28 protein-coding genes, 3 tRNA genes, 1 pseudogene and 1 riboswitch are annotated in these 25,683 nt (G+C 57.2%); of the genes and pseudogenes, 12 read left to right on the forward strand and 20 right to left on the reverse strand.

Annotation, left to right across the window (positions count from 1 at the left end; genetic code table 11):
- The first annotated feature begins 441 nt into the window (after nt 1-441).
- Nucleotides 442-714 (forward strand): hypothetical protein, encoded by a 273-nt coding sequence (locus NI20_RS0102205; protein ID WP_033119821.1) that lies wholly within the window; start codon nt 442-444, stop codon nt 712-714.
- Nucleotides 715-811: 97 nt separating this feature from the next.
- A pseudogene (locus tag NI20_RS15940) lies at nt 812-976 on the forward strand (DUF4160 domain-containing protein); the annotation flags it as partial.
- A 119-nt stretch (nt 977-1,095) separates the two neighbouring features.
- On the opposite strand, the gene NI20_RS0102210 reads toward NI20_RS15940, so the two are convergent.
- The 13 genes from NI20_RS0102210 to NI20_RS0102270 form a co-directional block, all read right to left on the reverse strand.
- Nucleotides 1,096-1,713 carry a polysaccharide deacetylase family protein gene (locus tag NI20_RS0102210; RefSeq protein ID WP_081958338.1) on the reverse strand — a complete coding sequence of 206 codons (618 nt, stop codon included), beginning with the start codon at nt 1,711-1,713 and terminating at the stop codon, nt 1,096-1,098.
- A 72-nt stretch (nt 1,714-1,785) separates the two neighbouring features.
- On the reverse strand, nt 1,786-2,640 hold the full coding sequence (locus tag NI20_RS0102215) for a transporter substrate-binding domain-containing protein (protein WP_033119822.1): 855 nt from the start codon (nt 2,638-2,640) through the stop codon (nt 1,786-1,788).
- 21 nt (nt 2,641-2,661) lie between these two features.
- Nucleotides 2,662-3,693: an ornithine cyclodeaminase family protein gene (locus tag NI20_RS0102220; RefSeq protein ID WP_033119823.1), complete on the reverse strand. Its 1,032-nt coding sequence runs from the start codon at nt 3,691-3,693 to the stop codon at nt 2,662-2,664.
- Nucleotides 3,694-3,736: 43 nt separating this feature from the next.
- Nucleotides 3,737-4,468: an amino acid ABC transporter ATP-binding protein gene (locus NI20_RS0102225; protein ID WP_033119907.1), complete on the reverse strand. Its 732-nt coding sequence runs from the start codon at nt 4,466-4,468 to the stop codon at nt 3,737-3,739.
- Nucleotides 4,469-4,472: 4 nt separating this feature from the next.
- Nucleotides 4,473-5,153 (reverse strand): amino acid ABC transporter permease, encoded by a 681-nt coding sequence (locus NI20_RS0102230; RefSeq protein WP_033119824.1) that lies wholly within the window; start codon nt 5,151-5,153, stop codon nt 4,473-4,475.
- A gap of 424 nt (nt 5,154-5,577) precedes the next feature.
- The gene (locus tag NI20_RS0102235; RefSeq protein ID WP_033119825.1) at nt 5,578-6,288 is read right to left on the reverse strand and encodes a response regulator; all 711 of its coding nucleotides are present in this window, start codon (nt 6,286-6,288) and stop codon (nt 5,578-5,580) included.
- Entirely contained in the window at nt 6,272-7,354 is a 1,083-nt protein-coding gene (locus NI20_RS0102240) for a DUF4118 domain-containing protein (protein WP_242842900.1), read from the reverse strand. The genes NI20_RS0102235 and NI20_RS0102240 overlap by 17 nt, the downstream gene beginning before the upstream one ends.
- A 177-nt stretch (nt 7,355-7,531) precedes the next feature.
- The gene (locus tag NI20_RS0102245; RefSeq protein WP_033119826.1) at nt 7,532-7,804 is read right to left on the reverse strand and encodes an OadG family protein; all 273 of its coding nucleotides are present in this window, start codon (nt 7,802-7,804) and stop codon (nt 7,532-7,534) included.
- Nucleotides 7,805-7,926: 122 nt separating this feature from the next.
- Entirely contained in the window at nt 7,927-8,616 is a 690-nt protein-coding gene (gene tsaA / locus NI20_RS0102250) for a tRNA (N6-threonylcarbamoyladenosine(37)-N6)-methyltransferase TrmO (protein WP_033119827.1), read from the reverse strand.
- A 788-nt stretch (nt 8,617-9,404) separates the two neighbouring features.
- Nucleotides 9,405-11,303, reverse strand: coding sequence for a DUF4914 family protein (locus tag NI20_RS0102255; RefSeq protein WP_033119828.1), 1,899 nt, complete (start codon nt 11,301-11,303; stop codon nt 9,405-9,407).
- Between the two features lie 259 nt (nt 11,304-11,562).
- Nucleotides 11,563-12,444: a YitT family protein gene (locus tag NI20_RS0102260; RefSeq protein WP_033119829.1), complete on the reverse strand. Its 882-nt coding sequence runs from the start codon at nt 12,442-12,444 to the stop codon at nt 11,563-11,565.
- Between the two features lie 79 nt (nt 12,445-12,523).
- Nucleotides 12,524-12,820: an RNA polymerase sigma factor gene (locus NI20_RS0102265; RefSeq protein ID WP_033119830.1), complete on the reverse strand. Its 297-nt coding sequence runs from the start codon at nt 12,818-12,820 to the stop codon at nt 12,524-12,526.
- Entirely contained in the window at nt 12,801-13,034 is a 234-nt protein-coding gene (locus NI20_RS0102270; protein ID WP_033119831.1) for a hypothetical protein, read from the reverse strand. Before NI20_RS0102270 ends, NI20_RS0102265 begins: the two co-directional genes overlap by 20 nt.
- Before the next feature lie 265 nt (nt 13,035-13,299).
- On the opposite strand from NI20_RS0102270, the gene NI20_RS0102280 reads away from it, so the two are divergent.
- The 6 genes from NI20_RS0102280 to NI20_RS0102300 all read left to right on the forward strand — a co-directional run bounded on the left by NI20_RS0102280 (nt 13,300) and on the right by NI20_RS0102300 (nt 16,903).
- Nucleotides 13,300-13,375: transfer RNA gene (locus NI20_RS0102280), tRNA-Thr, on the forward strand.
- A gap of 22 nt (nt 13,376-13,397) precedes the next feature.
- A tRNA-Tyr gene (locus NI20_RS0102285) sits at nt 13,398-13,482 on the forward strand.
- An 11-nt stretch (nt 13,483-13,493) separates the two neighbouring features.
- On the forward strand, nt 13,494-13,817 hold the full coding sequence (locus tag NI20_RS14935) for a hypothetical protein (RefSeq protein WP_156108538.1): 324 nt from the start codon (nt 13,494-13,496) through the stop codon (nt 13,815-13,817).
- Between the two features lie 141 nt (nt 13,818-13,958).
- Nucleotides 13,959-14,708 carry a LexA family transcriptional regulator gene (locus tag NI20_RS0102290; protein ID WP_033119833.1) on the forward strand — a complete coding sequence of 250 codons (750 nt, stop codon included), beginning with the start codon at nt 13,959-13,961 and terminating at the stop codon, nt 14,706-14,708.
- A gap of 104 nt (nt 14,709-14,812) precedes the next feature.
- Nucleotides 14,813-15,970 (forward strand): CobW family GTP-binding protein, encoded by a 1,158-nt coding sequence (locus NI20_RS0102295; RefSeq protein WP_033119834.1) that lies wholly within the window; start codon nt 14,813-14,815, stop codon nt 15,968-15,970.
- 3 nt (nt 15,971-15,973) lie between these two features.
- Complete coding sequence (locus NI20_RS0102300) at nt 15,974-16,903, forward strand: GTP-binding protein (protein ID WP_033119835.1); 930 nt, start codon at nt 15,974-15,976, stop codon at nt 16,901-16,903.
- Between the two features lie 407 nt (nt 16,904-17,310).
- Here NI20_RS0102300 and NI20_RS0102305 read toward each other — a convergent pair whose 3' ends face one another.
- Nucleotides 17,311-18,150, reverse strand: coding sequence for a hypothetical protein (locus tag NI20_RS0102305; protein ID WP_197055342.1), 840 nt, complete (start codon nt 18,148-18,150; stop codon nt 17,311-17,313).
- Between the two features lie 364 nt (nt 18,151-18,514).
- A riboswitch (cyclic di-GMP riboswitch) is annotated at nt 18,515-18,605 on the forward strand.
- A gap of 97 nt (nt 18,606-18,702) precedes the next feature.
- Here NI20_RS0102305 and NI20_RS14940 point away from each other — a divergent pair.
- From NI20_RS14940 to NI20_RS0102315, 3 genes are all read left to right on the forward strand, one after another.
- Complete coding sequence (locus tag NI20_RS14940) at nt 18,703-19,044, forward strand: zinc-ribbon domain-containing protein (RefSeq protein WP_197055343.1); 342 nt, start codon at nt 18,703-18,705, stop codon at nt 19,042-19,044.
- 69 nt (nt 19,045-19,113) lie between these two features.
- A complete protein-coding gene (locus tag NI20_RS14945) occupies nt 19,114-19,623 on the forward strand; it encodes a zinc-ribbon domain-containing protein (RefSeq protein ID WP_052084367.1) in 510 nt (169 codons plus the stop codon).
- A gap of 307 nt (nt 19,624-19,930) precedes the next feature.
- The gene (locus tag NI20_RS0102315; protein WP_033119836.1) at nt 19,931-21,202 is read left to right on the forward strand and encodes an aminotransferase class I/II-fold pyridoxal phosphate-dependent enzyme; all 1,272 of its coding nucleotides are present in this window, start codon (nt 19,931-19,933) and stop codon (nt 21,200-21,202) included.
- 57 nt (nt 21,203-21,259) lie between these two features.
- Here the strand turns inward: NI20_RS0102315 and NI20_RS0102320 are convergent, their stop codons facing one another.
- From NI20_RS0102320 to NI20_RS0102340, 6 genes are all read right to left on the reverse strand, one after another.
- Nucleotides 21,260-22,150 carry a helix-turn-helix domain-containing protein gene (locus tag NI20_RS0102320; protein ID WP_052084368.1) on the reverse strand — a complete coding sequence of 297 codons (891 nt, stop codon included), beginning with the start codon at nt 22,148-22,150 and terminating at the stop codon, nt 21,260-21,262.
- A gap of 33 nt (nt 22,151-22,183) precedes the next feature.
- Entirely contained in the window at nt 22,184-22,399 is a 216-nt protein-coding gene (locus NI20_RS14950) for a hypothetical protein (protein WP_156108539.1), read from the reverse strand.
- A gap of 167 nt (nt 22,400-22,566) precedes the next feature.
- Nucleotides 22,567-22,848: a Dabb family protein gene (locus NI20_RS0102325; protein WP_033119837.1), complete on the reverse strand. Its 282-nt coding sequence runs from the start codon at nt 22,846-22,848 to the stop codon at nt 22,567-22,569.
- 16 nt (nt 22,849-22,864) lie between these two features.
- Nucleotides 22,865-24,058, reverse strand: a complete 1,194-nt coding sequence (locus tag NI20_RS0102330; protein WP_033119838.1) for a pyridoxal phosphate-dependent aminotransferase — start codon at nt 24,056-24,058, stop codon at nt 22,865-22,867.
- 174 nt (nt 24,059-24,232) lie between these two features.
- On the reverse strand, nt 24,233-24,661 hold the full coding sequence (locus tag NI20_RS0102335; protein WP_033119839.1) for a DUF523 domain-containing protein: 429 nt from the start codon (nt 24,659-24,661) through the stop codon (nt 24,233-24,235).
- Entirely contained in the window at nt 24,654-25,154 is a 501-nt protein-coding gene (locus NI20_RS0102340) for an 8-oxo-dGTP diphosphatase (protein ID WP_033119840.1), read from the reverse strand. The genes NI20_RS0102335 and NI20_RS0102340 overlap by 8 nt, the downstream gene beginning before the upstream one ends.
- A gap of 158 nt (nt 25,155-25,312) precedes the next feature.
- Here NI20_RS0102340 and NI20_RS0102345 point away from each other — a divergent pair.
- Nucleotides 25,313-25,404: transfer RNA gene (locus tag NI20_RS0102345), tRNA-Ser, on the forward strand.
- The last annotated feature ends 279 nt before the right edge of the window (nt 25,405-25,683 follow it).

Here is a 25,683-nt window from a genome sequence, read left to right on the forward strand (position 1 = left end):
AGATCGTCTTTCCAAAGGCGGATCATCTCCGGTGTGACCGCCGCGCCGCTCAGGAATGCAGCAAAGCTCAGTAAAGCACGGCGGTACTTCTCAACCGTCGCCGCGGCGCGCTCTTCATTTTCGAGGGCTTTCAAATACTCAGCAATTCTCTCGTCGGTCATATAGTATTCCATAATAAAAATACTCCTATCTCTCGTGATAGGGGTATTGTAACGTATCACAGAATAGTTTTCGAACACCTTTGCATCTTGTGTTGAATTCTTTTGTATATGTAGGTTATCTCTGCTAACAGTAACAGCTGTCTTTCGGTCTCAGCTGATATGATGCAGCAATCACTGCGCAGGCGGCGTAATGCCAAAAAGCTTGGTGGGTACTAATTGCATAACAGCGAAATTGCTGATACAATAATAAAGTAGATTGCATCGACAGGAGGTAACTACAATGATGTATCCATTCCTCACCCTTGATGACAGTACGGAAATCGTTCATTCTCAGACTTTGCAGGATGGGAATGTAAAGGTCTATATCGAAAAGCCCGATGAAAAAGACGGGTTCCACCATGCGACCTGCTTCCTGCCGGAATATCGGTGGATAGATATCTTTGGATTCTCTGACACGGATATTCAGAAATATCAGAAGATTATTGAATCCACTGCGCACCTGATTATCCGCTTTGCCGCAGAAGGGGGCTTGGAAAATGCCGCAGGTTTTTAAGGTTGGTTCCTATTGGATCTTTTTCTGGGCGAATGAAAATGATTCCTTAGAGCCGGTTCATGTCCATGTATGCTAAGGCGCTCCCAACGGGAACGCTACAAAGATATGGATTACAAAGGCTGGCGGATGCATTCTCTGTAATAACAATTCAAGGATTCCTGCTCGCATTCTCCGTAATATCATGGATGTGATCGAAGCGAGAAGTTCAGAAGTTATAGCAAAATGGACCGACTTTTTTGGAGAAGCCCGGTTCTTCTGCTGAAAATCATTTGTCAGAAAGGCATAGCACCACGACGGTGCTGTGCCTTTTAGCTTGATCTCTCATGATATGTGTGTTGTGTGGAATGAGCCCGATGGCTTGATGTCCTTCATCAACACCGCTCATTTTTTCATTGATCTCCTTCTTCCAACTGCTGCCAGCGCTTCCACGTCCCACTGGATCGGCTCCATGCCTATCGAGCGGATGGTGGAGATGACATGGTCGTCATACTCGCCGAACGGGCAGCGGATGAGCGTCGGGCGGACGCCGGTCAACGCCTCGATCTTATCGTTGCAGGTGTTCACGTCTGCGATGATCTGGTCGGCGGTGAGGGAATTATAATGATCATGCGCGTTGGAGTGGTTCATGAGCTCATTGCCGCTGTCCACGATGGCCTTGGCCTGTTCGGGATACTGATCCGCCCAGTTGCCCACGACAAAAAAGGTACAGGTGACACCGTACTCCTTGAGCACGTCGAGGATCTTCTGTGTGTTGTCCGCCCCCCACGCCGCGTCGAACGAGATGGAGCACACCTTCTGGTCGCGCTGGACACAGTAGATTGGCAGTTGGCGCGTGGCGGCCGACGCGCTGACGGCGGCGGGATAATTGACGGCGGCAAAGATCGCCGCGGCGGCCAACACCGCCGCGCCCAGCGTCAGCCATTTGCGCCGGAGCACCAGAAAGTGCGGCGGCTTCTTCTCCTTTTCAGACTTCTTCCTGCGGTCAAAATGAAACAGCATCAGCATATCCTCCCCAATTCTCTTGGTAGAGGGTATGCTGGTGCTGTTCATATCATGCAAGGGGGACGGGCTTTACTCGATGCCCGCCAGCGTTTGGGCTTCGGCGACGTACTGGTCGATGAGGCCCTGCTCCTGCATTTCAGCGATCTTTTCGTTCAGGTAGGCGACAAAGTCCTCGTTGCCCTTCTGCACGCCGATGCACTGGCCCTCGCTGTCGCTTTCGATGCCGATGTCCTTGACCGTCAGGTCATCGTTCACCGCGGCGAATGCGAGAGCTGCGGTGTAGTCGATGTACACAACATCGAGCTTGCCGCTCTTGAGCTCCATGATGAGATCCTGCGCCTTGACGAGGCCGACGACGTTCTCTTCGCCCACCAGCTCGTTGGCGATGGGCACCTGAATGGTACCGTTCTGCACGCCGACCTTGTGACCACTCAGGTCTTCGGGCTTGTTGTAGAGCGCGTCATCCTCCGCGCGGATCAGAATGGCCTGCTGCTTAAAGTACGGGTCGGAGAAATCGACGGACTTCAAGCGCTCCTCGGTCGAAGCCATACCGGCGATGACAATGTCAAAATCACCCTTGGCGAGGTTGATGCACAGGTTGTCGAACGACATGTCGACGACCTTGAGTTCGACGCCGAGGTCATCGGCGATGTACTGCGCGATAGCAACGTCAAAACCGACGATGGTGTCCTTGCCGTCCACTTCCGTGTGGAATTCGTTCGGGGGATAGTCGGCAGAGGTTCCCATCACGAGCACGCCCGCCTCCTTGATCTGCTCGATCTTGGACTTGGCGGTGTCATCGGACGACGCCTCGCCGTCCGAGCTGCCCTGCGCACTGTCGTCGCTCTTGCTGCCGCAGGCGGCAAGAGACAGGATCATCATAAGCGCTAAAAGCAGCGCCGCAAATTTCTTGAATGCGTTCATCTTTGTTCCCTCCTGCGTGTCTTATTCCCACAGGGGCTTGTCCCAAAGGTTCACCTTGGTGCCGATGCCCATTTCCGTCGCGTTCAGGTAGAGCTGATAGGCGATCATGATGTCCAGCGCGCCGAGGCCCATGGACGCGGCGGCGACGAACTGATCGTCCGAGGTGCGCAGCTTCTTCGTGCCGAGCACCAACTCGCTCAGGTCCATGATCTGGCTCTCATCGAGCTTGCCCTCCTTCGTGAGCTTGGACAGCGGGTTCGTGTGCTGCTTGAGCTGTGTCCAGTAGTCGGCGACGATGCCGTCGGCCTTGAGGAAGACGTCCTCCATCACCTCGTTGGAGTGCATGGAGACGAGGCCGCAGCCGGGCGTGAGCCAAGAGGTGTCCATGAACGGCTTGGGTGCGGTGGTCTCGCCGACAATGAGCTGGGACTTGAGCGCCGCGGCCTTGCTGTCGCTCGTCGGGATGATCTCAACGCCGAGGCTGTCGCCGTACTCCTTCGTGATGCCCTCGGCCTTGGCGACATCAATGTCGCAGAGGTACATGGTCTTGATCTGGGGCAACGCCTCGTGCACGGCGGAGATCATCGTGCGGCCGATAACGCCCGCGCCGACAAGGCACGCGGTGTCCGCATTGGAGGGGGCGGCATACTTGGCCATCAGGCCGCCGACGGCGGAGGTGCGCATCGCGGTGATGAGCGTGCCGTCCAGAATGCAGAACGGCAGCACCGTCTCGGGGTCACTCAGAATGGAAATGTCGATGCCGTAGGGGATGCCAGGGATCGCGGCGTTCTTCTTGGACTCCGCCGCCCACTTGATGCCGCCAATGTTGACGTCGCCGCCGATGTAGCAAGGCATGGCGTTGAAGAACGACTGCCAGTTTTCCTTGTCAGGGATGCTGGTGTTGGTCTTGGGCGGGTTCTTGATGAGGCCCTGACCGAGCATCGCGTAGGTCTTTTCCGTAACGGCCAAGATCTGTTTCATATCGAGAAGGCCGGCCTTGATGACATCTTCCTGCTTAAGGAACAGAATTTCGGGATTGATTGTGTGAAGCATTTTTGTTTCCTCCAATAATATCGTAAATTTTATTTTTTGTTTGTTAAATGACGTTGATGACTTTGGATAAGAACTCTTTGGTTCGCGCGTTCTGCGGGTGCTCGAAGATCTCCTCGGGCGTGCCCTGCTCGGCGATCTGTCCGCCGTCCATGAAGAGCACGCGCGTGCCGACCTTTCGGGCAAAGCCCATCTCGTGCGTGACGACGACCACCGTGATGCCGTCGTGGGCGAGGTCGGAGATGACCTGCAGCACCTCGCCGACCATCTCGGGGTCGAGCGCGGAGGTCGGCTCATCGAAGAGCAGCACATCGGGCTCCATCGCCAGCGCCCGCACGATGGCGATTCGCTGTTTCTGCCCGCCGGAGAGCTGGGAGGGATAGGCGTTCGCCTTGTCCTCAAGTCCCACGCGCTTTAGAAGCTTGAGAGCCTTTTCCTTGCTCTCCTCTTCCGACTGCTTTTTGACCTTCGTGAGCGAGATCGTGATGTTTTCAAGCACCGTCAGGTTGTTGAAGAGGTTGAACTGCTGGAACACCATGCCGACCTTCTGTCGGTGCCTGTTCACATCAAAGCCCTTGGCCGTGATCTCCTCGCCCTCGAAGTAAATTTTGCCGGCGGTGGGCTGCTCCAGAAGGTTCAGGCTTCGGATAAAGGTGGACTTACCGCCGCCCGAGGGACCGATGATGACGACCACGTCGCCCTTGCAGATGGTCTCGTTCAGCCCGTCGAAGACGGTCAGGCTGCCGAACTTTTTCTGTAAGTCCTTGATCTCGAACAATACGTTACCGTTCACTCTTTCTCAGCCTCCCTTCAAAGATGTTCAGGCCCTTGCCGAGGATGATATTCAGCGCCAGATAGATGATGGCGGAGATGTAGTAGCAAGGAAGCGGGTTATAGGTAGAGGTGACCACGATGCCGTTGTTGTACATCAGATCGCCGATGCCGAGGTACTGGATGATCGAGGTCTCCTTGACCATCGTGACAAATTCATTGCCGATGGCGGGGAGAATATTTTTGACCGCCTGCGGCATCACCACGTAGCGCATGGCCTGCGCATTCGTCATGCCGCACGAGCGCGCGCCTTCCATCTGGCCCTTGTCCACCGCCTGAATGCCCGCGCGGATGATCTCGGCGACGTAGGCGGAGGAGTTGATCGAAAGCGCGATGATACACGGCAGCGCCCGCTCCAGATCGACGCCGAAGAGGGTTCCGGTGGGATAGCTGATAAAGTCGAGCTGGTAGTAAACGATGTAGAGCTGCACGAGCATCGGCGTACCGCGGATGACGGTGATATAGATGCTGGCGAACTTTTCCAGCGGCTTAAACTTGGATAGCCGCATGAAAGCGATCAGGCAGCCGAGGATCGAGCCGCAGAACACGGTGAGCAGAGAGATGAGGATGGTCGTTCGCGTCCCTCGCAGGAAGTATTGATAATAATTCGTTGCAATTTCCCAAATGTTCATGTGCTGTGGTTTCCTCCTTCGTAGGACTGACTGTGATGCCGATTGTATATTTATGTTCGTAAAATGCCAATAACAAGAATAACAATTCATATCAAGATTGTAGCACTGAATAAAGAGGCGAAATAGAGTGGAAAACGATTTGGTAACAATATACACAAAAGTCAGCATAACTATCACGGCCGAACATCCGCTGCGGCACAATACGGCGTGTTTATAAGCAAGCAAAAAGATTTTGCTGCATGAAAACACGCAAAAAAGAAAGGTACCGGGCTGAAACGTTCACTGTTTCAGTCCGACACCTTTTTCATAAAAGTGCAAAAGTGCGCAAATGACCCCTGCCATCCCCAAATGGCAGGAGCCGTCTGCGTGATCGTGTGGGGCGCGCACGCGCCCTGGTATCATAAAGCCGCGAGCGGCTCTATCATCATGCGTCGTTTTCGAGCATCCGGTAGCCCACGCCGATCTCGGTGAAGATATACTCGGGCGAGGCGGGATTCTTCTCGATCTTGCGGCGGATGTTCGCCATATTCACGCGCAAAATCTGATTGTCGGCCTTGGCCTTCGGCCCCCAGATCTGCTTGATGAGATAGTCATACGTCAGCACCTTGCCAGCGTACTTGCCGAGCAGCGCCACGATTTTGAACTCGTTGAGCGTCAGGTGCACATCCTGATCGCCGATGAGCACGTGGTGCTTGTCATAGTCGATGGTCAGGTTCTTGACGGTGAACTTGCCCGACTGCGCGATCTCGTTGTTGTCGAGCGGCGTGCGCGTGTGACGGATGGCCGTGCGGATGCGCGCGAGCAGCTCGCTCGTGCCGAACGGCTTTTCGATGTAGTCGTCCGCGCCGAGGTCGAGCGCCATGACCTTGTCATGCTCGTGCGTGCGCGCCGAAACGACGATGATCGGCAGGCTCGACCACGAACGAACCTCCTTGAGGATGTTTATCCCGTCCATGTCGGGAAGCCCCAGGTCGAGAATGATGAGATCGGGGCAGTGCGAGGTGATCATCGAGACCGCCTCGGCACCCGTCTGCGCCACCAGCACGTCGAAGTCGTTCGCGGTGAGAACCGTCGAAATAAAGTTGCTGATGTTCTGCTCGTCTTCCACCACGAGCACTTTATCCTTCAATTTCACTGTTGATGCCCTCCTCCAGCGGCAGATAGAAGCGGAAGCACGCTCCGCCCGAATCTAAATTTTCTGCGGTCATCGTGCCGTCATGCGCCTTGACGATGGTGTAGCACACGGAAAGGCCGATGCCCATGTTTTTCTTCATATCAAAGTTGTTGTGCGACACGCCGGAAAGCCCGCCGTTAAAAATCGTCGAGAGCCTCTCCTTCGGGATGCCGACGCCGTTGTCGCTGACGGAAAAGCAGGCGTTCGTCCCCTCGCGTGAGAGGCAGACACGGATCTGCGTGACGTTTCCGCCGTGGATGGCGGCGTTTTCCAGCAGATTCATAATGACCTGACGGATGAGCGTCGCGTCCATCGGCACCATCAGCACCTCGTCCGGTACCTCGATCGAAACCTTGATCGCGGGGAAGCGCTTGGTGAACTTGCTGACCGAGACGCCGACGATCTCCTCGGCCGCCTCACAGTCCTTTTCGATCTTTGCCTGTCCGCCGCTCATGCGCGTAATGGACAGGAGATTTTCGACCATGCGGATGAGCCACTGCGCATCCTCATTCACGTCTTCCAAAAGGCGGCGCTTCTGCTCGGAAGAAAACGAATCCTCATTTTCGAGGATCGCGGCGGTGTTGCCGACGATGCTCGTCAGCGGCGTGCGGATATCGTGCGACATCGCGCGCAGGAGATTGGCGCGCACGGCTTCCTTTTCTGTTTCGATGCGCAGCCGCTCCTGCTTTTTGATCTGCGTGTTCATCGCGCTGATCATCATGGACACCGTCAGCATCGCAAGGAAGGTGAACGGGTAGCCGGTGATCGTGAAGTTGAATTCCCAGTAGGGATATGTAAACACATAGTTGACGAACAGCACACCGGAGACAGCGCTGAATATCCCCCAGAAATAGCCCTCCGTCCAGCGCGAGATGGTCGCGACCGCCAGCACGAAGATGAGGTTCACGTAGCCACTGCCGTCGTCGATCCTTCGCAGCAGCGTGCAGAGCACCGTCGCCATAGCCAGGATCGCCGCCGTCAGCAAAAGGTCGTAGATCCAACGCATTTTTTCGGGGATTTTTGCCATGTCGCCGCCTTCTCTCGCTTGATCGTTGGCGCGGAGAAAGACTCCGCATGCTTTCCGTCCCCATTATAGCATACAGCCTGCTAATTTTGTGCTAAATCGAATATTTTTTTCATGGTAGCAAAAAGGACGGCGCGATGCCGTCCCTTTCGCTGATAAAGGAAGAAGTGGAATTCAAAATTAAATCTTGCGGATGCTGACATTCGTCACATTCGCCATGTTGAAGCCGGGCTGCTGGGCGATCGCCGCCATGATGGCGACCTTGACCTCGTCGGTCAGACCGTCGGCAGGAACGGCGGGCGCTGCCGGCGCGGCAGCTGCTGCGGCGGGCTTGGGAGCCTCGGGCTTCGAGAGGATCTTGCCCATCAGGATCGTCAGGAAGATGATGCAGGTAAGGCCCACGAATGTGACGCCCATACCCATGATAACAACAAATGCGCTGGAAACTTGCATCGGCGGATACGCTCCTTTTATGTATTCTGGCGCTATTATAGCGCGCAGAATTTGCATATCAACCGTTTGGAAGCCCTCTTAGCATTGGCTTAACGCGAAGAGTTTTTCCCTTAACAGCGTTTTTATTGATGTTCAGTTTCCGCTAAAGATAAAACAGTCAGCACGCCGTCCTTTACGCGGAACTTAACGTCCCAGCCGCCAAAGTTCATGCCGTACACGCGCTCGGGGTCGTTCTGGTACTGCGGGCGCGGGTCCTGCGCGAGCACGCCGAGCAGCGCCTCGCGCCGCCCCTCCGGCAGCTTTTGCAGGAGCTCCGGCGGGCTTTTGACTTCGATCGTCTCTTTCGGCGACGGGGCAAAGCCGCCCAGCGCCTCGGGATGCGCATCGGCATACGGAAGGTAGGGCTTGATGTCATAGATCGGCGTGCCGTCCATCAAATCTGCGCCCGAGACGATCAAAACGTCACCGAAGCCATCCTCATGCTGCACGCTTTCGAGCTTCACGCAGGAAAGTCCGATGGCGTTCGGCCGGAACGGCGAGCGCGTCGCAAAAACGCCCACGCGCTCGTTGCCGCCAAGGCGCGGCGGGCGCACCGTCGGCGACCATGTGTCGCGCACGGCGGCAGAGAACTGCCAGATGAGCCACAGGTGCGAAAAGCCCTCGATGCCGCGCAGCGCGTCGGGATTCCGGTACTCCGGTTCGAAGACGATCTTCGCACGAAGCGCGGGGACGAGCCCGCTCTGGCGCGGGATGCCGAATTTTTCCGGAAAGTCAGAGTGGATTCTGGCAATGACTTTCATTGTATGTTCCATAGAATGCTCCTTTTTTCGCACCTAACAGAGGTGCGTGAGTTTTGCAGCGCCGCGGGCGCTGTATGGGGGTCCCCACCTGCCGTGGGACGCGGGGCAAAGGGGGTATTCTCTTCTCGAAGAGAATACCCCCTTTAAATCCCCCAGAGAAGGACGAGGGGCGCCCCCCTCGTCCCCCTACATTGGCAGTCGGGCGCTTGAATGACTGCACGCGCTGCGCAGTGTGGATGCGGTGTACATGGCTTCGCCATGAATCCCTGCGAATCGTTACCACTATCAACCGCGCCTTACTGTCGTGAGGCGCGAGTGACGGTAGAACGGCGGCAGACTGCGTGCCGAATGCGGCATTGCTTCGCTCGCCGCATTGTGGAGACTGGCGGTAGACGGGAATTAGGCTGTACTTCTATAAGATGGGCAGAGCGGCACCCGCAAGGGGTGTGCCGCATCCGTAAGGCAGCAGAGCCGCCAACGGCTGCGCAACAGCGGATGATAGGAGCACATCAAGTCGTATAGCAACGCCCAACGCGGCAACGCCGCGCGCAGGCACTCTCATTCCGGAGGCGCAAAAGTCATTCGAGCCCGAGACTGCCAATCAAAAGCCTTTCTCTTGGGGTTCCAAAGGGGCCATTCTCTTTTGCGAAAGAGAATGGTCCCTTTGCCCCCGCCGCCCGCAGGCAGCATACCCCCTCGCACTTGTGCGAAGAAAGGGAGCATTCTCTCACGTGAGAGAATGTTCCCCTTCCCGCGTTCCCCACGTCAGGTGGGGGAATTTTCTGAAAAAAATTCTGAAATTACTTCAGCTTCATCGGCGTGAGCTGGAGATAATCGTCCAGCGTGCCGTCATGCAGGCAGCAATCGATGATCTCGCGGCCCAGCGGGTCGAGATCGTCGGAGATGAACTGCTGGAGCTGCTCTTTGAAGAAGTCGGTCAGGATCTTGGCGCCGGCGTCGTAGCCCGCGTTGCCGAGCTTGGACTGCGTCTCGGGGCGCAGGAACGTCTGACGGATGAACTGGCCGTCGAGCTTCATTTCATCGAGCGCGTAGCCGAACAGTGAGCAGCGCGCGGGGACCAGATGCTTTTCGCGCACAAAACCGTTGTGGCGCGCGAGGTATTCGCGCGAGAGCCACTCGCCCATGAATCCAACATGATAAGCGCCGATGTGCTGGTTCGGGATCAGCACGTTCGTCGTCTTAGGCGCAGACATGATCTGCTCGAGCAGCAGATTCGCCTGCGTGACTTTGAGGCCCGTGGCGAACGGCCAGTAGGAGCCGACGCCCTCGGCCTTCAGGCCGCTGCCGGCGTTCGTATCGGCGATGGACGGGTTCTTGAAGCCGCGCGGGGAGACGAGTCTCCACAGCCAGGCAATGGACTGGGGGACGACCTGCAGCATGCCCATGACGCCGTAGTTCGGGTCCTTCGCAGTAGAGGGCGGCATGCGCACACCGAAGCTGCGCACGTCGACCTCGACGGGCTCGGTATCAGGCACGATGTTGTCAACCATCTTGCGCGGCAAGATGACGCGCGGGTTGGAGCAGGGCTTGCCGTTCGACTCGATCACATGCTCCCAGATGAGGCAGGTCGCACCGGGCGTGCCGTCCATGTTGAAGAAGACCAGCGGCTCGCTCGGATGGATACAGATGCGCTCATAAAGCGGGCTGTTACCGTAGGCATTCATGCCGTCCATACGCAGGAACCAGCCGTCCTCGGCATCGAGGATGCGCAGCTTGCCGCTCTCGGGATCCTGGAAGCTCTTGAGCGCGCAGGCCATATCATCGGCAATGGGGTGAATCTTGCAGCTCTCGCCAAGCGTCATGTAATATTTTTCGCCCGTGACCGTATGCGTACCGATGAGCAGGCGGTCGTCCTCTTCGCGGTGGAAGTCCTCGAGCATTTCGCTCTTGCCGCCGCCGGACGCACCCTCGTGCATGAACACGACCTCGCACTCATACGGCGTCTCGACCATGGCCGCGCTTGTGTGGCAGCAGACCCAGCCCTCCTGCTCGCCGATGTCGAGCAGCAGCGAGAAAACGCCCTTCTTGGCGCTGGGGCCGGGATAGAGGTTGTAGGCCCAGACCTCGTGCATCTCCTTGGAGCGGTTGTGCACGACGACCTGCTTGCCGTCAAAGTGCGTGTGTCGGAACGGCGGCGCGACGAAGATGATGGCGCGGGGCTTATAGTGCTCAGGCACATCGACAATGCTCGTAAAGCCCTGCATGTTCGCCAGCGACAGCGCGAAGAACGCGGCATTGAGCGGGCAGATCATCAGGCTCGGATAGCCGTGGCCGCGCGGACCGGCGGAAAACGGCAGCATGATGACCTGCTGCGTGGAGAGCCAGTCGAGCGTCTCCTGGCGGAGCGACGAAAACTCATAGCCGAAGCGGTCCTTGAAACGCGGCTTGTCGGAGGGCAGATCGTCGCCGATGGCCATGCTGTTCGGGTCGCGGCGGCGCATGTAGTCTTCCATGAAGTTGACGACGCAGCCGTTCTTGCAGCGCACGACCTCCGCTTCCTTGACCGTGCCCTTGCCCTCGATGGGGTAGACCACGTCATAGCGGGAGGTATGCGTGGGGCCGTAGGCCATCTCCTCGAGCTCCGCCTTCGTTTCGGCGTAGGCGATGCACTTGCACTTTTTGAGTGCCGCGGTGACCTCGGGGGCTAAATCAAATTTTTCAAAATACTGGTCAAACATGAAAAGATCCCTCCACATCTCATTGGGGTTTGATGATTGTTTATTCGCTGCGGGACTTTTTCATGCCGCATGTCTTCGGGGGAAGAACACTGCTGCGGCATAATAAAAGATTGAGGCAATGCTATCACGATTGATAGAAAAACGCAATAAAACATCCTTGAATGTTTTAGAAAACATGGATGATTTTTCAAAATAGTTAAATAAACAAAAAGAAGACGCTCTGCTGCGCAAAGCGTCTTCGCGGGAAAACCGAAAGGATTTACGAGATCTTTCTGAGAAAATTACCGCCGATGCGCACGCCCTCCTGCACGATGAAAAAGGCGTGGGGATCGAGCTCACGCACAGTCTCCTGCAGCTCCGCGACCTCGAATTTCGAGACGCAGACGCACAGCACGCGCATGTCGCTCTCCGTATATGCGCCCTTGCCCTCCCAGTACGTCACGCCGCGACCAAGGCGCGACATGATGCTGCGCGGGAGCTCGGGGTCTGCGTCCCTTGTGAAGATGAGCACCTGCACATTGATGTTCTGCTGGTGCCCGCGGTCGATGAAGAGCGAGCAGAACACCGTGTAGATGACAGAGTAGATGGCCGTCTGGATGTCGAAGAGCAGTGCGCAGGCGACATAGAGCACGATGTTGAAGCCCAGCGAAAAACGTCCGACGGTGAAGCGGCTGCCGCGCTTCGTGAGGCACAGGCCGACAACGTCGAGCCCGCCGGTCGAGCAGCCGCAGGTCAGAGCCAAGCCGAGGGCAAAGCCGCACAGAATGCCGCCGACGAGGCACGAGGCGAGAGGATCGTCCAAGATCGGCACAGCGGGAGATTGTATCACGCTCAAAAAGAGCGACGACGCGCCCACGCAAATCAGCGTGCGGATCAAAAACGCGCGCCCGAGGTCGCGCCACGCGAGATACAGCACCGGAATATTGATGAGAAAATACAAGATACCGGCGATGTCCACCCCTGCGGGCAGCTCGACAGCCTGCGCGAGCAGTGTTCGGATGATCTGGCTCAGTCCGACCACGCCGCCAGAATAGAGGCCCATCGGTACGACGAAAAGGTTCACGCCCAGCGCGTAGAGGAATGTTGCGAAAACCGCGATCAGGACGCGCGCCCATTTGTTTTGCAGCGCTTTGTGCAGCATAGCTCTTGCCCTCACTTTTCTCCGCACTGACCATTATTCTATGTACCCGTGCGGGTCTTATTCGCTTGTTACTTTTTAATTATAGCCCATAGCGGAGGCACTTGTAAAGCCTTCTCCGCGCGCGGGAGAGCGTGCGCGACACCGTGGACTTGTCCCGCCCGATGGCCGCGGCGATCTCCGTGACGGTCATGTTTTCCTCGTACCGCAGGCGCAGCAGCTCGCGCTGGCGGGCGGTAAGCTCCTCCTCGCGGGCAAGGCGCAGATTGCGCTTGAGGCGCATGAGGTCGCTCTCGTTGTCGCCCGCGTGCGCGGCGATCCAGGCGGTCATATCGCCGTAAACTTCATTGTTGCGCATACTATAAGGTGTACTTTTCATTGCGGTAATAGCCCCTTTCGTAATAGTGCCGCGTCAGCTCGGCCAGCTCGCGCGACTGGCGCTGAAGCTGCTGGAGCTCCAAAATGCGCCGCTTGAGTCGCTCGCGCTCCTCCTTCGTCGGCGCGGCCTTGGCCTGCTCGCGCAGGACCGTGATGCGCATGCGGAAGCGCAGCGCGTCCTCGCGGTAGACAAACGACATCTGATACAGCGTCATAGCGTGCTCGCCTCCCCTAATATGTATTCAAACGACCGGAGCGCTTCGCGCGCAAAGCGCGGAAAGCAGTCCGCGCAGACGGTCACGCCGTTTCGGTACCACAGCGTTTCTCCCGCGTAAATGTCCTGCGCGCAGAGTGAGCAGACCGCGTGCACCGAATCATGGTGTCTTTTTCCTGCGTACAACAAAATTCCTCCTTTTTTCAAATTCCCTGTTGACAAACGAATCGAAGTCTGGTAATATACAACCTGTTCGTTGCTGAGATGCTGGTATAGCTCAGCTGGTAGAGCAGCTGATTTGTAATCAGCAGGTCGGGGGTTCGAATCCGTCTACCAGCTCCACCGACAAGCAAACATTTCAGATGGGGGAATTCCCGAGTGGCCAAAGGGGGCAGACTGTAAATCTGTTGTCAGTGACTTCGGTGGTTCGAATCCACCTTCCCCCACCAAGAACGAGTTGATGAAAGTCAGCTCGTTCTTTTTGTTTTGTAGTGGTTTGGAAAATGTAAGCGATACGCCAGTGGCGTATCAGAGCCGCTCTGCGGCCTGCGTCGAGATCACACTTTCGTCGTTTTACCACAAAAGCAAAAATATCGAGCTGCCCTTAGGCTGGCTCGATATTTTCTTTCTCTCTATTTTTTTCGCGTCCGTCCTTTTCAGGGCGGCGCGTTTTCTTTTTCTGCTGCGGGGATCAGCCGCCGTACCGGTATCGGCGGTGTGCGCCGCGGGCAAACTGAGGAGAACGCTCACCGCGGCAAGCCATCAAGTACAAAGAACTTGTTAGCAAAATCAAGATATCACAATAATCTTGCTATATCAAGAATAAATTTACAAGATTCTTGTTATAATTGATTGACAGATACAAGCTTCTGCGATAGAATACAATCAAATCTTGTCGCAGCCTGCGTTTTCTGGGGGAATTTTGATGAGTTTTGGCAAACAAATGCGTCTGCGGCGTGAGGAGCTTCATCTCTCGCGCGCGGCGCTGGCGGAGGAGCTTGGCGTTTCGCCCTCTGCCATCAGCAACTATGAAAACGGCGTCAGCTCGCCGAAGGAGGAGGTGCTGCTCCGGCTGTTCGATGCGCTTGAGATCGACCCGAACTACCTTTACCGCGATTCGTTCCGCTCAGGCAGCTTCGTCTGCTCGCGCGCGGAGCAGGATTTGATCGAAAAGTGCCGCTCGCTCTCGCCGCTCGAGCGCGAGACGGTGGGCAGCCTCGTCAGCGCCCTGTGCACGATGCACGCGAGACAAGACGGTGCGGGCGCGCCGCGCCGCATCCCGCTCTATCACTCGATCGAGGCGGCGGGCTACGCCGCCCCCGTGCCAGGCGAGGATTTTGACTACATCGTCGACCGCGGCGACGTGCCGCCGGGAGCGGAATTCGCCGTGCGCATCCGCGACGACAGTTTAGAACCCGTGCTGCACGGCGGCAGCGTCGCCTACCTCAATCACGACCCGCTGCATGCGGGCGACGTGGGCATCTTCTGCGTCGGGGGCGACATGCTCTGCAAGCAGTATTACCGCGACCCGCTCGGCGTTTCGTACCTCTTCTCTCTGGGGCGGGACCGCAGCGGCGCGGACATCGTCTGCGGCCCTGAGAGCGGAAAGCGCTTTATCTGCTTCGGACACGTGATCTTAGATCATCGTGTGCCGCTGCCAGGCATAGGCCTATGAGCGGGAAAAAGGCGCATTTTGCGTGGAAAAGACTTGAATCGTTCACAAATTCTGCTTATAATATAGGTTTGGAAATCAATAAAAAAGAAGGAAGCGTATTTCTTATGACGAAAATTGACATTTTCTCCGGCTTTCTGGGCGCCGGCAAGACCACGCTCATCAAAAAGCTGATCGCGGAAGCCTACAGCGGCGAAAAGCTCGTGCTGATCGAGAACGAATTCGGCGAGATCAACATCGACGGCGGCTTTCTCAAGGAGTCCGGCATCGAGATCTCCGAGATGTCCGCGGGCTGCATCTGCTGCTCCCTCGTCGGTGACTTCAACAAGGCGCTCAAAGAGGTCGTGGCGCAGTTCCACCCCGACCGCATCCTCATTGAGCCGAGCGGCGTCGGCAAGCTCTCTGACGTCATCGTCGCCGTCGAGCGCACCGTCGACGAGTGCCCGGGTGAGCTCAAGCTCAACAGCTATGTCACCGTGGCCGACGCCAGCAAGGTCAAGGTCTATATGAAGAACTTCGGCGAGTTCTACAACAACCAGATCGAGGCCGCCGGCACGATCATTCTTTCCCGCACGCAGAAGCTCTCGCAGGAAAAGCTCGAGGCTGCCGCCGCGATTCTGCGCGAAAAGAACCCCGACGCCGCCATCCTGACGACTCCGTGGGACGAGCTGGACGGCAAGACCATCCTCTCTGCCATCGAAAGGGTGTCGCTCAGCGACGAGCTTCTTGAAAAGATGCGCCGCGAGCACGAGATCGAAGAGGCCGAGCACGAGCATGAGCATCACCATCATCACGATGAGCATGACGAGCACGACCATGAACACGAGCACCATCATGACCACGATGAGGATGAGCATGACCACGAGCACGAGCATCATCACGACCATGACCATGACGAGCACGACGAGCACGAGCATCATCACCACCATCACCACGACGGCGAGGAGTGCGACGATCCCGAGTGCGAGTGCCACCATCACCATCATCACCACGCCGACGACGTCTTCTCCTCCTGGGGCAAGGAGACGCCGAAGAAGTTCAGCAAGGAAGCTCTTGAGGACATGCTCCACAAGCTGGACAGCGGCGACTACGGCCACATCCTGCGTGCCAAGGGCATCGTGAACGGCGAGGACGGCTGGCTCGAATTCGACTACGTGCCCGAAGAGCATGAGGTCCGCGCGGGCCATCCCGACTACACGGGCCGTCTGTGCGTTATCGGCGCGGAGCTCAAGGAAGACGGCCTTGCAGAACTGTTTGGAGTGTAAGGCATGGATATTCCTGTTTATCTGGTCGCCGGATTTCTCGATTCCGGCAAAACGAGCTTTATCAACGGCATTTTGGAGGACGGCTTTGCCCGCGAGGACAAGACGCTTCTCATTTGCTGCGAAGAGGGCGACGAAGAATACGAGAAGAAGGCACTCGACAACGTCACCGTCGTCACGGTGGACGACGAAGAGGAACTGACGCTCGCCTTCTGCAAGGAGCTCGAAAAGAAACACCACCCCAAGCAGGTGCTCATCGAGTACAACGGCATGTGGCAGATGGAAAAGCTCTATCGCGAGGTGCTGCCCGCCAACTGGGTGCTCTATCAGATCATGACGTTCGTGCAGGCGCCGACGTTCGAGCTGTTCGTCAAGAACATGGGGCAGCTCATGATGGAAAAGATCACGAACGCGGACATGATCGTCTTCAACCGCTGCGACGACAAGCTCAAAGAGAGCCTGCGCGCGCGCAATCTGCGCATGGTCAACCGCCGCGCGGACATCTACCTTGAGGACAACGACGGCAACAGCGAGGATTACCTGACCGGCGACGAGTGCCCGTTCGACATGACGCCCGACCTCATCGACATTCCCGACGACGACTACGGCGTGTGGTACGTCGACGCGATGGACCATCCCGACCGCTGGGATGGCAAAAAGGTCCACATGAAGCTCATCATGTGCCACTCGAAGAAGTTCCCGGGCATCCACTGCCCCGGCCGCTTCGTGATGACCTGCTGCGAAAACGACATCCAGTTCGTCGGCATCGTCGCCAAGGGCGACAGCCTGAAGGCCTACAAGAATCGCGACTGGGTCGATATCACTGCCACGGTCAAAAAGGAGCACCTCGACGCCTATGAGGGCGAGGGCCCCGTGCTGTACGTCGAGCGCATCACCACCACGTCGAAGCCCGCGCAGGAAGTCGTGTCGTTCTGACGACGCGATTTGCGGAGGTAAGGTGAATCAGCAGCGCGCGCAGCGCTGCGGAGTTTTCTCCTGCTAACCCGCAGGCGGGAGCGAATAAAGGGGACATTCTCTTCTCGAAGAGAATGTCCCCTTTTGAATCCCAAGGGAAGGATGAGGGGGGAACCCCCTCGCCCCCCGGCATTGCGGTTTTGAGGCTTGAAGAGCTGCTCAGCCTGCGGAATCGGGTACCTGCCGGGTGATGGTTCTAAACGATTTGACTTTTTTCTATCTTCGCTGTCGCTCCCTGATCTGAATGCAGTCTTGGTAGAATCCCCTGCCGTCGCTAGATTTTGCCAACCTTGCTGTCCCCCCAAAGCGGCATCGCTGCGCTCGCCGCACTTTTAAGTTATCGTATATTTTTTACGATAGCCATGTGGTCATATCCGCGGCGCGCCGCTCGTGCTGTGCACCTTACCGACGCCGAGCTTTGCGCGCAGCGGCGGTAAGTCGATGCCGAGCATCAGCTTGACGAGCCAGGCAAAAAACAGTAGCACTAAAATCGGAATCAGGCACGACGTGACGAGCATGACGGCGAGGGCCTCGATAAAGCGGTTCAGGACGGTTTTGAGCTGCCCGACCGCGGCGGTCGCCGCTCCGGTGATTCCCTCAGTCACCTTGGAAAAGAGGCCGGAAAGGCCGCTTTTTTCGCTCTCGTCCGCCTCGCCCGAGGTGGCGGACTGGATATCCTCGGTCGTCTGCTCGGCGTTTGCGATGGTCTCTTCGATTGAGGCGCGGTATGTGTCCTCGATCATGCTCGAAACCTTGACGCCCGCCGGAATGGCAAACGCGATGGCGAGCGCGAATAGCAGCACGTGCCATGCGAGCTTCCCCAGCGCGGCACGCAGCTTTTTGGAAAAGAGCGCAGCGATGCCAAGCGCGCAGGCTGCGGGGATCAGGATCGTGAACGACACGTAGGATGTGATCGTCAGCAGATACTTTTCCAAAAAGATGGCGCAGAGCACGATGAGGAAATAGCCGCTCAGGTCGGCGAGCTTTTCGGCGATGGGCGTCGCGGTGTCGCCCGGCAGGAGCGTGATGGCTGCGCTCGCGGCGGTGGACGCCGCTGTCAGCTCGAGCACCGTCTCCTGCTTTTCCGCGAGCGCGTCGATGGACGCTTGATGGTACGCGGGGTCGGACGCTCTCTTCCCTACCGCGAAGATGGAAAGGAGCGCCGCCAAAACGAGAAGCGCCGCGAGCGCGGCCTTCTTAGTTGTCACTGAATGCATAGTCGCCTCCAAAAAACGGGATGGCTCTATCATACCGAAACGGCGGAAGATGTCAAGAAAGCGCGGTTGCGGTCGCATCGCCGCGCGCGGTTTCAGTCCTCTCCATCACGTCGAAAACATAGAGAAGCGGTATGAAAATGCTAACATTCCGCTAATTTCTTTCGAATTTTTTCAAATTTTACATACCTTTTTCGAATTCTGTCTTGTCACCTGCCTTGTTTTTACGGAAAGTTCGTGATAGAATACAGATACGACAGGATCGGCGGATCTTTTTTCATTGATTCTGTCAAAACGGAAGTTTTTTCTTCCCCGTTTCCGGCGCGAAAGCGCCTGTACTGATCTGACAAGCAAATCAAGCAATGTTTGGCAAACCTGCTGAAAAGCAGGGACGCAAAGCCAGAGGGGTCTAAGGCCGCCGTGTGTGGTTATGACAGCCGGTTGCAAATCATTCGGAAGGGCAGCGCCCTTCCTGCACCGCCCGGCCCTCTCTGAAAGCAAGGTACAGGCGGGAAACCTTTTTTGCCGAAAAGAGGGGGAATGAACATGCGGCAAACATTTTATGAGTTCTGCATGCTGCACGAAAGGACAAACTTACTGAAAGAATGGGACGAATCGCGCAATTTTCCTCTCACGCCGGACACCGTTTCCTACGGCAGCAAGAAAAAAGTCTGGTGGACGTGTGAAAACGGCCATTCGTGGCAGACGACGGTGCATGTGCGCTCCGAGGGGAGCGGCTGTCCGTACTGCACGGGGCGAAAGGTCCTGCCGGGTTTCAACGATCTTGGCACACTCTATCCCGACGTGGCCGCGCAGTGGGACCGCGAGAAAAACGGCTCGCTCTCGCCGCGCGACGTCTCCACGGGCTCGAAGATCCGCATCTGGTGACGCTGTCCAGAGGGGCACTCGTGGCAGTCGCCCGTCGCCTCGCGCACGGCGTGGGGGCACGGATGCCCCGTGTGCGCGGGCAAGACGATCGTCACGGGTGAAAATGACCTCGCCCACCTCCAGCCCGAGATTGCCGCACAGTGGGACAAGCGCAAAAACGGGCGATTGAAGCCCAGCGATGTCGCCGTCAGTTCCAACCGTCCCGCTTGGTGGCGCTGCGAGCTGGGGCATTCCTACCGCGCCACAGTCTCGTCGCGCACGCAGCGCAAGACCGGATGTCCCTACTGCGCGGGACGCAAGGTGCTCAAAGGCTTCAATGATCTCAAGACGCTCTGCCCCGACATTGCTTCGCAGTGGCATCCGTCGCTCAACGGCGCGCTGACGCCGGAGATGGTCACGCCCGGCAGCAACAAAAAGGTCTGGTGGCAGTGCTCCATGGGACACGTGTGGAAATCCGTCATCTATCCGCGCACCGGCGCGCAGCAGTGCGGCTGCCCCGTCTGCGCCGGAAAGGTGAGCACAACACACGCGCGGCGTTACGCCCAGCTCGACGAAATTCGCACCTTTACCGAGCTGTGACAGGACCAATTCTATAAAAACGATCAAGGCTGCGGAAAGCGATGTGCTTTCCGCGGCCTTACTTTTTGCCTGATTTGGACGCACTGTCAGCACTATGTTTAGCGCTGACGCGTTTTCTTTCCCGCTTTCGCCAAAAAGCAGCGCCCCTCTCTATTGCGGCGAGGGACGGTACAATCTGTTCAATGAGTCAACTTGTTGCCGCAGGCAAAACAAATGATTGTTACATGTGGACACTTGCGCCTGATTTTTCCCTGTGCTATAATGCAGTTACTTTAATCGGATAAATTACCTGTAAAGGAGAATCATCATGGATTATATGGCTCTTTCCGCTGCCGAGTGGCAGCAGGAATACGACAAGGTGTCCGCCGAATACGAGAGCTGGAAGGCCAAGGGCCTCAAGCTCAACATGGCACGCGGCAAGCCGAGCAAGCAGCAGCTCGACCTTGTCAGCGGCATCCTGACCGCGCTGACCAGCGCCGAGGAGTGCGTGGACAGCGGCGTGGACGCCCGCAACTACGGCGAGCTCAAGGGTCTTGAGAGCGCGCGTAAGCTGTTCGCCGATATCCTCGGCTGCAAGACCTCTCAGGTCTTCGCCGGCGGCAATTCGAGCCTCCAGCTCATGTACGACACGGTCTCCAAGGCCTACACCCACGGCCTGCTGCACAGCGAAAAGCCGTGGTGCAAGGAAGAGAGCGTCAAATGGCTCTGCCCCGCGCCGGGCTATGACCGCCACTTCAAGGTGACCGAGAGCTTCGGCTTTGAGCTCATCACCATCCCGATGACCGAAAACGGCCCCGACATGGACATTGTCGAAAACCTCATCAAGGACCCGAGCGTCAAGGGCATGTGGAACGTGCCGAAGTACTCGAACCCCGACGGCATCATCTACTCCGACGAGACCATCGAGCGCATTGCGAAGATGAAGCCCGCGGCTCCCGACTTCCTGCTCATGTGGGACAACGCCTACTGCATCCACGAGTTTGACGGCGAGTTCGTCCCGTTCAAGGATATTCTGAGCGAGTGCGAGAAGTACGGCAACGCCGACATGGTCTTCGAGTTCGCTTCCACGAGCAAGGTGACGCTCCCCGGCGCGGGCATTGCGTGCTTTGCGTGCAGCGAAGCCAACATGGAGTACATGACCAAGCTCATCGGCATTCAGGCCATCAGCTTCGACAAGATGAACCAGCTGCGTCACGTCAAGTATCTCCAGAACAAAGAACACACCCTCGCGCTGATGAAAGAGCACGCCAAGATCATGAAGCCGAAGTTCGACATGGTCGTCGAAACGCTCGAGCGTGAGATCAAGCCGCTCGGCATTGCGAGCTGGCACACGCCCAAGGGCGGCTATTTCGTCTCCGTAAACACGGCCCCTGGCCTTGCCAAGCGCACGCTGGCGCTGGCCAAGGAGGCGGGCGTCGTGATGACGAGCGCGGGCGCGACCTATCCGTACGGACACGACCCTCTTGACAGCAACATCCGCGTCGCCCCATCGCTGCCCCCTGTCGAGGAGCTTGAACAGGCGATGGCCGTCTTCTGCTGCTGCCTCAAGCTTGCCGCGCTGGAGAAGAGCAAGAAGTAAGTCATATCTGCATCAAAAAAGCGGACCGCAGTGCGGTCCGCTTTTTCTCATTTCGATTCACTTTTCCGCTTTCTTCTCTTCCCGCTTCAAGCGCCATACGGCGAGTGAACGCACCAGAAGAACATTGATGAGCGCAAGGCGCGCGTAGCTGTAGACGACATTCAGAAGGAAGTACGGCGAAATGTTGCTGTAATTGCCGAGATCGTCGAGCAGCAGCGGCATAACGCCGTAGCTCATCAGAAGCGGCAGCGCGACAAGCGCGGCAAGCCAGCCGGCAGCGAGCCATTTGAGTTCCTTTTTTGTCGCGGACAGCTTCATTTTTCGGTAAGCGAGCACCGTCCAGACGGTCATCAGGACCATGGCGGCGAACTGCACCCATGCGATCGCAAGGCGCATATAGTTCATCTGCGGCGTCCAGAGGTGCGTCATGAAGATGGTCGTCCACGAGAGGCCGGTCGCAAAGCGGAGGTAGAGATCAATACAGAGATAGGCCGCCCAGCCGCACCACAGGCCCGTGCGATGCTTCACCGTAAAGCAGATGATGCCGCAGAGGAAAAACGGCAGTCCGTAAATCAGCCCCGCCAGCAGATCGCCGGCGAGTATCAGGCAGGTGAGCAGAAGAACCGCGCCGATACACATTAAAATCGTACCCGCAATGGTGTGACGCTTTTCCTGCTCGGACGAAGTCTGCGGCGTGAAAGAGGCTGGTACTGCCTGTGCCGCGGGCGCGGCTGTTTCCGCCTTCGGCGCGTCCTCGCCGCGCACCAGCTCGTCAAGCGTCACACCGAAGAGCTCGGAGAGCTTTAATAGCTTGTCAAGTTCGGGGATGGAGGCGTCGGTCTCCCATTTGGATACGCTCTGGCGCGAGATGTCCAGCGCGTCGGCAAGGTCGCCCTGCGACCAGTTTTTCTGTGTGCGCAGGCGCACGATGTTCTCTCCAAGTGTCATGTGATGGGGTTCTCCTTTGCAGATTTTCTGCGTTCAGCTTACCAAAAGGCGCGCAAAAAGTCCACCAAGCGGGGTTGAAAAGTTAGCAACCAGCGGTTGCAGCTCAAAAAAGAGGCCATAAATGGCCTCTTTTTTGAAAAAGTTTCGCTGCGCTTTGTGCCTTGCCACCCGTAGGGAGGCTGTGACACACGCTTCGCGCAAAGTATTTTTTGTCACGCGCAGGTCGCGACAAAAAATAATCAAAACCATTTTGCGCCCGCGGGCGCGAAAAAATTGAGATCGTTTTTTCTGACGACATGCGCGTCAGAAAAAACTCCTCTCGCTCCGCAAACGTGCGCGCCTGCGGTGCGTGCGCTGCCGCGGAGCGCGATCCTTTTCAAAAACAAAGAGCGCCTTTCGGCGCTCTTTGTTTTTGATTAAAATTCGTAGTCTACGGCCACGCGGTCGGCGCGGATGGACTTGCAGATATCGCTCACGGCGACGTGGCGGGGATCGACCTTGTAGGCGTTCAGGTCATCCATCGTCTCAAACTCGGAAACGAGCACGGCGTCGTAGTTGTCCTTGCCGATATTCTTTGCGACTTCGCACTTTTTGAGCTGCGGGATCACGCCGTCGAGCGCGGCGAGCTTCGTCAGAAACTCGTTGGCCTTTTCCTCGGTGCCCTCGCGGAACTTCCACATTACGATATGACGGATCATAGGTATCTTCTCCTTTTTATCTTGCGTTGTAGACCTCGATGGCCTTTTTGAGGATATCCATGGCACGCTCGAGCTTGTCGCTTTCGATGACGTAAGCCATGCGGACCTCGTTTTTGCCCTTGCCGGGCGTTGCATACATCGATGCGCCGGGTGCAAACATCACCGTCTCGCCCGCGTCGTCAAACTCCTCGAGCAGCCACTGCTGGAACTTGTCGGCGTCGTCCACCGGCAGCGCCGCCATCACATAGAACGCGCCGCCCGGCACGTCGAACACCACGCCGGGGATCTCGCCGAGCTTGCGGCAGAGCGTGTCGCGGCGCTTCTTATACTCGTCGCGCACGGCGGCAAAATACTCGGGGCCGACGGTGTAGAGCGCGGCAGACGCGATCTGGTCGAGCGTCGCGACCGAAAGTCTTGCTTGGCAGTATTTCATCGCGTGGTTCATGAACTCCTTATTCTTGGAGATCAGGCAGCCGATACGCGCGCCGCAGGCGGAAAAGCGCTTGGAGACCGTGTCGATGACGATGATGTTGTCACCCGCCCTGTCGGCAAACTCGCCAAACGACTGGAGCTTCTCCCCGCCGTAGACGAATTCGCGGTACGCCTCGTCGCCGATGAGGAACAGATCATGCTTCTGTGCGACATCGACGAGCATCTCCATCTCCTCGTGGCTCAGCACAACGCCGGTCGGGTTGCCGGGGTTCGTGACCATGATGGCGCGCGTGCGCTCGTTGATGAGTGACTCAATCTTCTCGCGCTCAGCGTAGCGATACCCCTCCTCCGGGCAGGTCGGGATCGGGCGAATCGATGCACCGCAGGTGCGGGTCATCGTGTTGTAGTTGGGGTAGAACGGCTCGGGAATGAGAATTTCGTCGCCGTCGTCGAGAATGCACTGCAGCGCGATCTGAAGCGCTTCGCTGCCGCCGACGGTGACGTAGATCTCGCTCTTGTCGAAGTGCATGTCGAGCTTGTCGTAGTAGTTCTGGATCGCGTCGATCAGCTCGGGGATGCCGGGCGAGGGCGCGTAGGCCAGCACCGGCTGCTCGAAGTGACGGACCGCCTCGAAAAACGCGGGAGGAGTCTGTACGTCGGGCTGGCCGATGTTGAGGTGATAGATGTTGATGCCGCGTGCCTTCGCCGCCACTGCGTACGGGTGGAACTTGCGCATCGGAGACAGGCCGCATTTTTCAACTTTGCTGGAAAATTTCATGTTGTGCTCCTCCTTTTTTATTATGATGACCGCCGGTCATCCGCCGGTCATATTCAATACACGTATGATATCAGTCCAATGCTGGTTATATAGTATAACGGCTGCACTTTTCAAAGACAACTGAAATTTTGCCGGTAAACTGCATAAAATATCACGGGCAGAAATTGTCAACACTCACAGCTTTTCCGAGTCGCTCTCGCCATATATGGTGATACCGTGTGCCTTGAGCGCCTCCGCTGTCACGCCGTCGCCCGCGATCAGGCGGCGGGAAAAAGTTCCGTCGTAAATCTGCCCGCAGCCGCAGCTCGGGCTCTTTTCCTTGAGCACGGCAGCCTCGCAGCCGTTTTGCTGGCACAGCGCGAGAGCTGCCTCCGCACCGCGGCGGTACGCTTCTGTCACATCGCGGCCACCCGCTGTGACGACACGCTCGCCCCGCCGTTCGCTGGGCACACGCGGCGTCGGGAGACCGCCGAGCTGTTCGGGGCAGACAGGAACAATTTCATATTTTCCCACCAACGCCTGCACGCGCGCGTCCGCTTTACTTTTTCCGTCGTAGCGGCAGGGCGTGCCGAGAAGACAGGCCGACACGAGCAGCTTATCCATGCCGCACCTCCAACGCTTTCCCGTTGAGCTTCGCCTCCGCGAGCGTTTCGCCCTCGTAACGCAGCTTGAGCGAGAAAAACGGTACGTTTTCGTCGAGCAGGCGCAAAAAGATCTTGTCGCCCTCCCACGCGGGCAGCGCCAGCAGATCTTTCTTTTTGATCCACGCAAGCTCGCCCTCATCGCAGTCCTTGAGCGTTCCCTCAAAGCCGTCGGCAGTGAAAAGGTGCATGTACTCGCTCTCCCACTTGTCCGACACGAATGTCACGATGCCGCGATAGCGGTAAGAGGTCAGGGCGAGGCCGGTCTCCTCCTTCGTTTCGCGCAGAGCGCACTCCTCCGGGCTCTCGCCCTCTTCAAACTTGCCGCCGATGCCGATCCACTTGTCGCGATTGCAGTCGTTCTCCTTTTTCGTGCGGTGCAGCATCAGGTATTCGCCGCCGCATTCGATATAAATGAGCGTCGTGTTCACGGCGCGATAGATGCTACTGCTCATGATACTCCCTCCCCAAAGGGTCTTTTTGTCAGTATAAAAGATGGCGGCAAAAATTGCAAGTGAAGGCGCCGTTCAGAAAATCGCGCATTTTTCGAATTTGTGCTTGACTTTGCTGTGATTTTTGGTATAATCATTTTTGCTGTTGAGCGCACCGATACGCAGCAGTATCGAAGCGGTCATAACGAGCACGACTGGAAATCGTGTGTACGTCAAAAGCGTACCGAGAGTTCGAATCTCTCCTGCTGCGCCAAAAAGAACACCACCCAACAGGGTGGTGTTCTTTTTTGTATCCAGAGATTCGAACAGGGCATGAGCGAAGCGAAAAAACGCCCCAGTGGGGCGTTTAGTGCCCGCCTACACCGTCGTGGCATCACGATCGACGCGACTTGTCCAGTCCCGTCGATCGTGCCACTTCCTCGAAAGCGGCTCACTTTCTCTGCCACTGGCAGCGTTTCGCCGCTTTCCGTGTCGCGGTGTGGTAACACCGCGAGCGAATCTCTCCTGCTGCGCCAAATAAAACCACCATCTT

It is taken from the genome of Oscillibacter sp. ER4 (assembly GCF_000765235.1).
Classification (GTDB): Bacteria; Bacillota; Clostridia; order Oscillospirales; family Oscillospiraceae; genus Hominicoprocola; species Hominicoprocola fusiformis.

Bases quoted from the DNA above. Each gene is read 5' to 3' on its own strand.
- NI20_RS0102205 (WP_033119821.1), top strand. From the start codon at position 442: ATGATGTATCCATTCCTCACCCTTGATGACAGTACGGAAATCGTTCAT.
- NI20_RS0102210 (WP_081958338.1), bottom strand. From the start codon at position 1,713: ATGCTGTTTCATTTTGACCGCAGGAAGAAGTCTGAAAAGGAGAAGAAG.
- NI20_RS0102215 (WP_033119822.1), bottom strand. From the start codon at position 2,640: ATGAACGCATTCAAGAAATTTGCGGCGCTGCTTTTAGCGCTTATGATG.
- NI20_RS0102220 (WP_033119823.1), bottom strand. From the start codon at position 3,693: ATGCTTCACACAATCAATCCCGAAATTCTGTTCCTTAAGCAGGAAGAT.
- NI20_RS0102230 (WP_033119824.1), bottom strand. From the start codon at position 5,153: ATGAACATTTGGGAAATTGCAACGAATTATTATCAATACTTCCTGCGA.
- NI20_RS0102240 (WP_242842900.1), bottom strand. From the start codon at position 7,354: ATGGCAAAAATCCCCGAAAAAATGCGTTGGATCTACGACCTTTTGCTG.
- NI20_RS0102245 (WP_033119826.1), bottom strand. From the start codon at position 7,804: ATGCAAGTTTCCAGCGCATTTGTTGTTATCATGGGTATGGGCGTCACA.
- tsaA (WP_033119827.1), bottom strand. From the start codon at position 8,616: ATGGAACATACAATGAAAGTCATTGCCAGAATCCACTCTGACTTTCCG.
- NI20_RS0102255 (WP_033119828.1), bottom strand. From the start codon at position 11,303: ATGTTTGACCAGTATTTTGAAAAATTTGATTTAGCCCCCGAGGTCACC.
- NI20_RS0102260 (WP_033119829.1), bottom strand. From the start codon at position 12,444: ATGCTGCACAAAGCGCTGCAAAACAAATGGGCGCGCGTCCTGATCGCG.
- NI20_RS0102265 (WP_033119830.1), bottom strand. From the start codon at position 12,820: ATGAAAAGTACACCTTATAGTATGCGCAACAATGAAGTTTACGGCGAT.
- NI20_RS0102270 (WP_033119831.1), bottom strand. From the start codon at position 13,034: ATGACGCTGTATCAGATGTCGTTTGTCTACCGCGAGGACGCGCTGCGC.
- NI20_RS14935 (WP_156108538.1), top strand. From the start codon at position 13,494: ATGAAAGTCAGCTCGTTCTTTTTGTTTTGTAGTGGTTTGGAAAATGTA.
- NI20_RS0102290 (WP_033119833.1), top strand. From the start codon at position 13,959: ATGAGTTTTGGCAAACAAATGCGTCTGCGGCGTGAGGAGCTTCATCTC.
- NI20_RS0102295 (WP_033119834.1), top strand. From the start codon at position 14,813: ATGACGAAAATTGACATTTTCTCCGGCTTTCTGGGCGCCGGCAAGACC.
- NI20_RS0102300 (WP_033119835.1), top strand. From the start codon at position 15,974: ATGGATATTCCTGTTTATCTGGTCGCCGGATTTCTCGATTCCGGCAAA.
- NI20_RS14940 (WP_197055343.1), top strand. From the start codon at position 18,703: ATGCGGCAAACATTTTATGAGTTCTGCATGCTGCACGAAAGGACAAAC.
- NI20_RS0102315 (WP_033119836.1), top strand. From the start codon at position 19,931: ATGGATTATATGGCTCTTTCCGCTGCCGAGTGGCAGCAGGAATACGAC.
- NI20_RS0102320 (WP_052084368.1), bottom strand. From the start codon at position 22,150: ATGACACTTGGAGAGAACATCGTGCGCCTGCGCACACAGAAAAACTGG.
- NI20_RS14950 (WP_156108539.1), bottom strand. From the start codon at position 22,399: ATGGTTTTGATTATTTTTTGTCGCGACCTGCGCGTGACAAAAAATACT.
- NI20_RS0102325 (WP_033119837.1), bottom strand. From the start codon at position 22,848: ATGATCCGTCATATCGTAATGTGGAAGTTCCGCGAGGGCACCGAGGAA.
- NI20_RS0102330 (WP_033119838.1), bottom strand. From the start codon at position 24,058: ATGAAATTTTCCAGCAAAGTTGAAAAATGCGGCCTGTCTCCGATGCGC.
- NI20_RS0102335 (WP_033119839.1), bottom strand. From the start codon at position 24,661: ATGGATAAGCTGCTCGTGTCGGCCTGTCTTCTCGGCACGCCCTGCCGC.
- NI20_RS0102340 (WP_033119840.1), bottom strand. From the start codon at position 25,154: ATGAGCAGTAGCATCTATCGCGCCGTGAACACGACGCTCATTTATATC.